We start from the raw sequence: 7,744 nt of genomic DNA on the forward strand, positions 1-7,744 counted from the left end.
AAAGCCACTACTTCTAATTGATTTCTTCTCTCTTCTTCACGTTTCGATAACATGTTCATCCCCCGCAGAATTGTGTTATTACCCTTATTATACAAAAAAGCTTGTAGACTTTGTCTACAAGCTGAAAGCACTGACCTTGCAGTGCTTTCTTTTCCGTTCTTATTGTTTCGCCTTGATCTCTTTAAACTCTTCCTCTGTGCAACTCACAAAGTGACCTGGCTTCACTTCACGGAACTCGGTGTTTGTTCCTTTATGAACAGATGGATCGTATTTAATCCGTTTACGGTTACGCTCATAATCAGGATCTGGAAGCGGAATTGCAGATAGTAAAGATTTTGTATATGGATGAAGCGGGTTTTCGTATAATTCATTCGCTGGTGCCAGCTCAACCAATTTTCCAAAATACATCACGCCGATACGATCACTAATGTATTTCACCATCGAAAGGTCATGCGCAATGAATAAATAGGTTAAGCCCTTTTCTTCTTGCAGTTCTTTCATTAAGTTGACGACCTGCGCTTGGATCGACACATCTAGTGCAGAGATTGGTTCATCGGCAATAATGAAGTCCGGCTCAACAGCTAATGCACGGGCAATTCCAATACGCTGTCTCTGACCACCTGAAAATTCATGTGGGTATCTGTTTGCATGCTCTTTGTTCAAACCAACTGTTTCAAGCAATTGATACACACGCTCTTTACGCGCTTGCTGTGTTTTCGCAAGGCCATGAATATCAATGCCCTCTGCAATGATGTCTAGGACTGTCATTCTAGGATTTAGTGAAGCATATGGATCTTGGAAAATCATCTGCATTTGGCGATTGAATTCAAGCATTTTTTGTCTTGATTTCTTCCCATGTACGCTTTCCCCTTTATAGAGAACCTCTCCATCTGTCGCATCATAAAGCCTGATGATGGTACGACCGGTTGTGGATTTACCACATCCAGATTCACCTACAAGTCCAAGTGTTTCACCTTTGTAAATATCAAATGAGACACCGTCTACCGCTTTCACAGTTCCTCTTACTGTATGGAAATGCTGCTTTAAATTTTTAATTTCTAACAGTTTTTCTGCCATGCTATTCACCCTCTTTTACTAATACAGGTTTTTCGTAGCTACCTTCTAGTTCACGCATTCTCGCCTTTACTGAAGCAGGCGGTTCAACTTTAGGTGCATTTGGATGAAGTAGCCATGATTTTACATAATGCGTATCTGATACTTTGAACATTGGCGGTTCTTGTTCAAAGTCAATTTTCATTGCATAATCGCTGCGGAGTGCAAATGCATCTCCTTTCGGCGGGTTTGTTAGATCTGGCGGTGTCCCTGGGATCGCTGACAGCTTCCCTTCAGATCCACCATCTGTATCTAAACTTGGCATTGATGCTAAAAGTCCCCATGTATATGGATGTTTCGGATTGTAGAAAATTTCATCGACAGTACCTGTCTCAACAATCTGCCCTGCATACATGACGGCTACACGATCAGCTACATTGGCGACGACACCTAGATCGTGGGTAATGAAGATAATCGATGTTTCCACTTTTTGCTGAATTTCTTTCATTAATTCTAAAATTTGTGCCTGGATCGTTACATCAAGTGCAGTTGTCGGCTCATCGGCAATCAATAGCTTTGGATTTGCCGCTAGTGCCATTGCGATGACAACTCTTTGTCTCATCCCGCCACTAAATTCATGCGGATATTGTTTGATTCTTTTTTCAGGCATTGGAATCCCAACTAGCTCTAATAATTCAATGGCTCTTTTTTCAGCCGCTTCTTTTGAAATATGTTCGTGCTTGAATAGTACTTCTGTAATTTGTTTCCCGACCTTCATCGTAGGGTTCAAAGACGTCATCGGATCCTGGAAAATCATAGAGATGTCTTTTCCTCGAATCGCTTCCATTTGTTTTTCCGTTTTCTTAATGATATCTTGTCCATCAAACAGGATCTCTCCGCGCTTAAAATAACCTGGAGGCATCGGAATTAGTCTCATGATGGCCTGTGATGTCACACTTTTACCAGAACCAGATTCACCTACAATTGCGAGTGTCTCGCCTTTATTTAAATGGAAGTTCACACCACGAATGGCTTGAACCTCTCCACCATATGTTTTAAATGAGATTGCAAGGTCTTTGACCTCTAGAATACGTTCACGTTCCATCCTAATCACTCCTTATTTACGCAACTTCGGATCTAAAGCGTCTCTTAGTCCGTCTCCAACCACGTTAAAACCAAACATTGTTATACAGATAAATGCGGCTGGGAACCATAATCTCCACGGATAGTACGTCATGGCCGGGATTCCATCAGACGCCATTGTTCCCCAACTAGCTAATGGAGCTGGTACACCGAGTCCTAGATAGCTTAAGAATGCCTCAGTGAAAATAGCAGAAGGGATCGTTAGTGTCATCGTGACAAGAATTGGTCCCATTGAGTTTGGAATCAAATGTTTAAATAACAGTCTAGAAGTTTTCGCACCCAATGTTTGTGCTGCAAGAACGTACTCCTGGCTTTTCAATTGTAGAACTTGTCCCCGAACAATACGTGCCATGTTAATCCAGCCTACAACTGTCATGGCGAGGATAATCGTCAATAAACCTTTTGGTAGAACAACCATCATTAAGATAACCATTAGTAATGTTGGAATAGCCCATAAAACGTCTGCAATACGCATCATGACTTCATCTGTACGGCCGCCTTTGAATGCAGCAATACTTCCCCAGATAATGCCGATGATCACGTCAAGAATAGCTGCAGCAAGACCGATGAAGATCGAAATTCTTGCACCTACCCATGTACGAACAAACATGTCTCGTCCTAAATCATCTGTACCAAACCAGTGTTCTTTTGAAGGTGGCTGGTCTGCATTAAGCAAATCTGTCGTCGAGTAATCGTATTTAGAAAACATCGGAACGAAGATTGCCAGTATCACAATAATAAAAATGATTGTGAGCCCGACCATTGCAAGTTTATTTGCACGGAAGCGAAGCATAGCATCCTTCCATAAAGATAGACTAGGTTTAGAAATTTTTTCAGATTCTGCTGCGTCAGCCGTCGCAGGCACAAATAAATCTTTTCTCATCTCTTCCATGTGTTAGACCCCTTTCTTCGCCTTCGTCAGTTTAATTCTAGGATCGATAATACCGTAGAGGATGTCAACAATTAGAATACTGATTAATAGAATGATACTGTAGAAGACTGTCACACCCATAATGACAGTGTAATCACGGTTTGTAATGCTTGTGACAAAGTGAGAGCCTAATCCAGGAATACCAAAAATCTTCTCAACGACAAAACTACCGGTTAAAACTGAAGCGGCCATTGGTCCCATGTATGTAATAACAGGTAACAATGCGTTTCGAATGGCGTGTTTGATCGTAACAGCTGATTTCGTTAATCCTTTCGCTCTAGCCGTTCTAATGTAGTCACTGTTTAGTACTTCAAGCATACTTGACCGTGAAAGTCTAGCAATAAAGGCCATTGGCATGAAGGATAGTGCAATAGAAGGTAGCACGGTGCTTGCCCAAGACTCCCATCCTGCAACTGGGAAAATCGCTAAAGAGCTTGCCTCAGATGCAAATACATATTGTAATAGCGCTGCTAAAATAAAACTTGGAACGGAAATTCCAAAGATCGTTAAAATGGCAATTGTATAGTCTTGCCACTTATTATGATAAAGCGCTGCAAGGACCCCAAACAATACACCAAATGCTAATGCGAGGAGAATTGCCTCAATTCCGAGGGTAAAGGAAACGGGGAATCCAGAACTGATTAAGTCATTTACAGTTTGTCCTTTATATTTAAATGAGGGACCAAAATCTAATGTTGCAACCGAACCTAAGTAGCTGACATATTGAACAAATAAAGGCTTGTCCAATCCGTAGTGCTCATTTAGATTGGCTTCAATTTCAGCAGGAAGTTTCTTCTCTCCAGAGAATGGACCACCAGGTGCTGCCTGCATGAGAAAGAAAGTTGCAGTTACAATAACAAACAGTGTGATTAAAATATATATTAATCGCTTACCGATATATTTAAGCAACGGAATTGCACCTCCATGATTTTACAACAATTTCTCTAATCAGCAAGAAAGGTATATGGAGAGACATCCTCCATATACCTTAAGATCCTTGACATAGATCTCTTACTCTATAATCTTACTTTTCGAAATATGCCCATTTGTATTGAACATCACCAAGTCCAGATACGACGACACCTTTAAGTTTTGGATCTTGTACCCAAAGCTGAGTGTAGAAGTAGATTGGTGCTATAGGCATATCGTTGATGATAATTTCTTCTGCTTTTTTCAGCATTTCTTCACGCTTTGATTTATCTGTTTCTTTCGCAGAATCATTCAATAATTGTTTGTACTCTTTGCTTTCCCATCCAGTGTCATTGTTTCCACCGTCTTTATCTTTGTAAAGCTCAAGGAAGTTCACTGGATCGTTGAAGTCACCTAACCAGCCCATACGTCCGATTTGGTAATCTCCACTGTGCAGTTTATCGATATAAACGTTCCACTCAGAGTTATCAAGTTCAACTTTAACACCTAGGTCTCTTTTCCACATTTCTTGAATTGCTTGTGCAATCTTTTGGTGGCCTTCATCCGTGTTGTAAGACAATTTCAATGGTGGAAGATCAGAAACAGACTTATAGCCTAATTCTTTGGCACCTTTTTCAAGAAGTTCTTTAGCGGCTGTTACATCATGATCTTTGAAGTAGCCAGTTTTGTTGTCCTCGAAACCTTGCATTGTTGGAGGAACGATTGCCATAGCTGGTACTTGTTCACCTTGTGTAATTTTATCAACAATCGCTTGACGGTTGATTGAGTAAGCAAGAGCCTTACGGATGTTTGCATTGTTTAAAGGTTTTACTTCTGTGTTGAATTTGTAGTTATAGATACCAGCGATCGTTTGAATTTTAAGATCGTCATCTTTTTTCAATGTTTTTAGAGACTCAGTTGGAAGGCTTCCAGTTGGAGAACCAGCCCAGTCAAGCTCGCCTTTTTGGAACATGCTAAGCTCAGTGTTTGTATCTTTGATCATAGACATGTTAATCTTTTTCAGTTTTACAGTGTCTTTATCCCAGTATTCATCATTCTTTTCAAGCGTGATAGAACCGCCATGTTTCCATTTAGAAAGAACGAATGGACCGTTAGAAACGTAGTTTTCACCAGCATTTGTGTACCAGTTTTTATTCTTTTCAGCCACTTTTTTGTTGACTGGCATATACGTATAGAATGCAGTTAGTTCAGTAAAGAACGGTGTTGGGTTCTCTAGCTCAACTACAAGCGTTTTGTCGTCTTTAGCTTTCACACCAACATCAGCAACTTTTGCTTTCCCTTTGTTAGCTGCTTCAGCACCTTTAATATAGTAAAGCTGATAAGCATATTGAGATTCATTTTTAGGATCTAATGTCCATTTCCAAGCATATTCGAAATCTTCTGCTTTAACAGGGTCACCATTAGACCATTTTGCATCACGAAGTGTGAAAGTGTATGTTTTCCCATCAGCACTTGTTTTGATATCAGAAGCCATCGCATTTTCTGGCTTACCTTCAGCGTTAATTCTTGTTAATCCTTCAAAAGTCTGACGGATGACACTCCCTGAAGTTGTATCATTTGCCAAACCCGGATGTAGAGAAAAAGGCTCAGTGGAGATATTCACATTTAATGTTGTTTTAGCCTTTCCAGAACTGCTCGTGCTGTCGCCTGATTTGTTTCCGCTGAAACCACAAGCGCTTAATACAAGTGTGAAAATAAGCATTAACGTAACAACAGACCAACGCTTTTTCAACTGTATTCCCCCTTATAATATGTTTTAGTTCAAAGGTCTCGATAAAGATGAAATTCAGATTTAAGAAATAGCGTAAAAAAGTCCCCAAATAACTTACTTTCTATTTCTTTTGTTTTTTCTGAATTTTCACTATGTAAAGAGCCTAGCACAAACGTGTGAACAAATTCATTATAATGAATAGAATAATTTATTGCAATATCAATTTTATATATTTTTTAAAAACATAAATGGGGATAAAGAGGGATTTTTATAAACTAAAGTCTTAATCACTTCAACAAATTAAAGCGTAAATTGATTAAAATAATTTACCAAATTCCGTAATAATAAAGTTTTATACATATAATTAATCGTCCTTTTTTAAAAAAATTCTGACAGATAATTTATATTTTATTTAAAATTTTAAGTGTTAACGCCATGAAGAGAAGGTCACATAACGGCTTCGTGACATTTTCATGGGCTTCCTTTATAATGGATAGACATACTGTTGCGATGAAGAAGAAGAGTACATATATTCACCATTTACAGAGAGTCTGCGGCTGGTGCGAGCAGATAATGGCTTGTATGGAATGGGCTTTGGAGCATCTAACCGAACACTTCGCAAAAGTTAGTAGGTTTAGACGGAGCAGTCTCCGCTATCAACGTCTTGAGTGATTTCTGATTGAAATAACAAGGGTGGTACCACGGTTCATTCGTCCCTTTTCTGTTGAAAAGTGGCGGGTGGGCCTTTTTATATTGAAGAAAAGAGGTTTTAGTATGACAAAGAAGACAATTTTCTCAGGCATTCAGCCTAGCGGTTCTGTGACATTAGGGAACTATATTGGAGCAATGAAGCAATTTGTTGATTTGCAGGATGACTATCATGGATATTTTTGTGTGGTGGATCAGCATGCCATTACAGTGAGACAGGATCGTTTAGCTCTTCGTCAAAATATTAGAAGCTTAGCGGCTCTTTATTTGGCAGTAGGACTTGATCCAGAGAAGGCGACACTCTTTATCCAATCAGAGGTACCTGCTCACGCCCAGGCAGGATGGATGTTGCAATGTGTTGCTTATATAGGGGAATTAGAAAGAATGACCCAATTTAAGGACAAATCCGCTGGTAAAGAGGCTGTCGTTTCAGGGCTGTTAACGTATCCGCCATTAATGGCTGGTGATATTTTATTATACGGTACTGATTTAGTCCCTGTCGGTGAGGATCAAAAGCAGCACCTTGAATTGACAAGAATGCTTGCTGAGCGCTTTAACCGAAAGTATAACGATATCTTTACTGTACCAGAAGTAAAAATTCCAAAAGAAGGTGCTCGGATCATGTCTTTAACTGATCCAACGAAAAAAATGAGCAAATCAGATCCGAACCAAAAGTCCTTCATTACCTTATTAGATGAACCAAAGCAGCTAGAAAAGAAAATTAAAAGTGCTGTGACCGATTCAGAGGGGATCGTCAAATATGACAAAGAAAACAAGCCTGGAATCGCCAACCTGCTGACGATTTATTCTGTATTAGGTAACGTATCAATTGCGGAGCTTGAACAAAAGTATGAAGGTAAAGGTTATGGTGAATTTAAAGGAGATCTTGCGAACGTTGTGTTAGATGCTTTAAAACCAATACAAGATCGCTACTATGATCTCATTGAGTCAGATGAGCTTGACCGCATTCTAGATGAAGGTGCTGAAAAGGCAAACCGTGCGGCAAATAAAATGCTGAAAAAAATGGAGAATGCCATGGGTCTTGGCAGAAAACGCAAATAAAAAAAGCTTGCAGCTGAACATGGGACTGACCCCCGTTTTTGAGACAGGGATCAAAACACCTTTATACAGCCAATTGCCGATAGTTTATCGGTGATTGGTTGTTTAGTTTTGTTTGAATACGAATGTTGTTATAATAATAAATGTATTCTTTGACAGTGCGTTCTACGATGTTGGTCGTAGTTCGATCAATCCTGTTAAGATAGAAC

General features: G+C 39.6%; 7 protein-coding genes and 1 other annotated feature. Of the genes, 1 reads left to right on the plus strand and 6 read right to left on the minus strand.

Features of this window, described 5'->3' with window-relative positions:
- Positions 1–159 precede the first annotated feature (159 nt).
- The 5 genes from WAX46_RS15150 to WAX46_RS15170 form a co-directional block, all read right to left on the minus strand.
- Positions 160–1,077, minus strand: coding sequence for an ABC transporter ATP-binding protein (locus tag WAX46_RS15150; RefSeq protein ID WP_226570126.1), 918 nt, complete (start codon positions 1,075–1,077; stop codon positions 160–162).
- Position 1,078: 1 nt separating this feature from the next.
- Positions 1,079–2,158, minus strand: coding sequence for an ABC transporter ATP-binding protein (locus WAX46_RS15155; protein ID WP_264188793.1), 1,080 nt, complete (start codon positions 2,156–2,158; stop codon positions 1,079–1,081).
- 12 nt (positions 2,159–2,170) lie between these two features.
- Positions 2,171–3,088 carry an ABC transporter permease gene (locus tag WAX46_RS15160; protein ID WP_226570122.1) on the minus strand — a complete coding sequence of 306 codons (918 nt, stop codon included), beginning with the start codon at positions 3,086–3,088 and terminating at the stop codon, positions 2,171–2,173.
- A gap of 3 nt (positions 3,089–3,091) precedes the next feature.
- The gene (locus tag WAX46_RS15165) at positions 3,092–4,036 is read right to left on the minus strand and encodes an ABC transporter permease (RefSeq protein ID WP_226570120.1); all 945 of its coding nucleotides are present in this window, start codon (positions 4,034–4,036) and stop codon (positions 3,092–3,094) included.
- A gap of 115 nt (positions 4,037–4,151) precedes the next feature.
- Positions 4,152–5,789, minus strand: a complete 1,638-nt coding sequence (locus WAX46_RS15170) for a peptide ABC transporter substrate-binding protein (protein ID WP_336494281.1) — start codon at positions 5,787–5,789, stop codon at positions 4,152–4,154.
- Positions 5,790–6,269: 480 nt separating this feature from the next.
- Positions 6,270–6,489 (plus strand) — a binding site (T-box leader).
- Positions 6,490–6,542: 53 nt separating this feature from the next.
- Between WAX46_RS15170 and trpS the strand changes: the two genes are divergently transcribed.
- Positions 6,543–7,538, plus strand: coding sequence for a tryptophan--tRNA ligase (gene trpS / locus WAX46_RS15175; RefSeq protein ID WP_336494282.1), 996 nt, complete (start codon positions 6,543–6,545; stop codon positions 7,536–7,538).
- Between the two features lie 61 nt (positions 7,539–7,599).
- Here trpS and WAX46_RS15180 read toward each other — a convergent pair.
- A partial coding sequence (locus WAX46_RS15180; RefSeq protein ID WP_336493244.1) for an IS3 family transposase occupies positions 7,600–7,744 on the minus strand: 145 nt, incomplete at its 5' end.

Origin of the sequence: Bacillus sp. FJAT-53060 (genome assembly GCF_037104745.1) — a bacterium.
In the GTDB taxonomy this organism is placed as follows: Bacteria; Bacillota; Bacilli; order Bacillales; family Bacillaceae; genus Bacillus; species Bacillus stratosphericus_B.

Coding starts and splice junctions, on each gene's coding strand:
- WAX46_RS15160 (WP_226570122.1), bottom strand. CDS start 3,088: ATGGAAGAGATGAGAAAAGATTTATTTGTGCCTGCGACGGCTGACGCA.
- trpS (WP_336494282.1), top strand. CDS start 6,543: ATGACAAAGAAGACAATTTTCTCAGGCATTCAGCCTAGCGGTTCTGTG.
- WAX46_RS15150 (WP_226570126.1), bottom strand. CDS start 1,077: ATGGCAGAAAAACTGTTAGAAATTAAAAATTTAAAGCAGCATTTCCAT.
- WAX46_RS15155 (WP_264188793.1), bottom strand. CDS start 2,158: ATGGAACGTGAACGTATTCTAGAGGTCAAAGACCTTGCAATCTCATTT.